The organism is Bradyrhizobium altum, from assembly GCF_020889705.1.
Classification (GTDB): domain Bacteria; phylum Pseudomonadota; class Alphaproteobacteria; order Rhizobiales; family Xanthobacteraceae; genus Bradyrhizobium; species Bradyrhizobium altum.
The window spans coordinates 1-1,655 of the sequence record NZ_JACMYP010000526.1; the positions used below are offsets into that span (position 1 = coordinate 1).

Sequence of the window (1,655 nt, forward strand, 5' to 3'; positions counted from 1 at the left end):
TCGAGCCGGTTGTCACAGGCTGTTGGGGTCGAGCTGCCGCTGTCGACGCTGTTCGCAAGGCCAGTGCTGGCCGATCTGGCCGCAAGCATCGTCGAGGTGTTGAGCCGCTCCGGTCCCCAAGAGCTGCCGTCGATTGCGGCCGTGTCGCGTCATGAGCCGCTTGTGCTGTCGTTTGCGCAGCAGCGGCTATGGTTTTTGGCGCAGCTGAACGAAGGCAGCACGAACTACCACATTCCGCTGACCTTACGACTGCGCGGGGTGCTCGACCGCAGCGCCTGGCAGCGCAGCCTTGACCGTCTGTTTGCGCGTCATGAGGCGCTGCGCAGTGTCTTTGTCGCGCCGCAGGGCAAGCCCCAGGTTGAGGTCCTGCCGCCGGATGCGGGACTACCGGTACTTGAGCACGATCTTCGGCACAGACCGGATGCGGAAGCGGCACTTTTGGATCTGTGCCATGAAGAGGAGTGCACGCCGTATGATCTTGCGCGCGGGCCTCTGATCCGCGGACGTCTGGTGCGGATGTCGGATGAGGAGCACGTCTTCCTGCTGACCCAGCATCACATCGTCTCGGACGGCTGGTCGATGGGCGTGCTGGTGCGTGAACTTAGCCAGCTTTACCGGGCATTCGAGGCTGGTCAGGACGATCCTTTGCCGGCGTTGGCGATCCAATATCCGGATTACGCCGCCTGGCAACGCCAATGGCTGTCGGGGGAACGGCTGCAGAAGCAGGCGCAGTATTGGCGCAGCGCCCTGGCAGGCACGACCCCTCTTGTCTTGCCGACAAACCGTGCGCGGCCTGCCCAGCAGTCGTTTGCCGGGGCCACGGTCCCGATCGTCATCGATGCGGATCTGACGCGGGAGCTGAAGCGGCTGAGCCTGCAGCATGGCACGACGTTGTTCATGACGGTGCTGGCAGCCTGGGCGGCGGTGCTGTCGCGTCTGTCGGGACAGGACGACCTTGTGATCGGCGTGCCGAGCGCCAATCGAGGCCGGCGCGAGGTCGAAGAGTTGATCGGCTTCTTCGTCAACACCCTGACGCTACGGCTGGACCTGTCGGGCGAGCCGAGCGTGTCGGAGCTTCTGGAGCGGACGCGGCGCACGGCGCTGGCTGCACAGGAGCATCAGGACCTGCCGTTCGAGCAAGTGGTGGAGATCGTGCAGCCGCCCCGGGCTCTTGATCACACGCCGTTGTTGCAGGTGATGTTGGCCTGGGAGAACAACGCGGTTGGGACATTGGACCTGCCGGGGCTGAGTGTGGAGGCTGCCGGGGAGGGGATCGATCAGGTCAAGTTCGATCTGGAGCTGAGCCTTGGCGAGCATGGCGAGGAGATCGCCGGAACGCTGGGTTATGCCACGGCGCTGTTTGATCAGGCGACGATCGAGCGGCAGCGTGGTTATCTGCTGGCGCTGCTGCGGGCGATAGCTGCCGATGCAGGCCAGCCGGTCGGCCGCATCGACATCCTGCCGGCCGAGGAGCGCAGCTATCTGCTGGAGGAGTTGAACCGGACGGCGGCGCCTTATCCGTCGGAACGATGCATCCATGAGCTGTTCGAGGCGCAGGTGCAAAAGACGCCGGAGGCGGTGGCGCTGATCTGCGAAGACGAGCGGCTGAGCTATGGTGAGCTCAACGCACGGGCCAACCGGCTGGCGCATCATCT

1 protein-coding gene is annotated in these 1,655 nt (G+C 64.7%); it reads left to right on the top strand.

Going from position 1 to position 1,655, the window contains the following annotated elements:
- On the top strand, positions 1-1,655 hold a 1,655-nt coding region (locus tag H8B02_RS47100; RefSeq protein ID WP_229172492.1), incomplete at both ends, for a condensation domain-containing protein.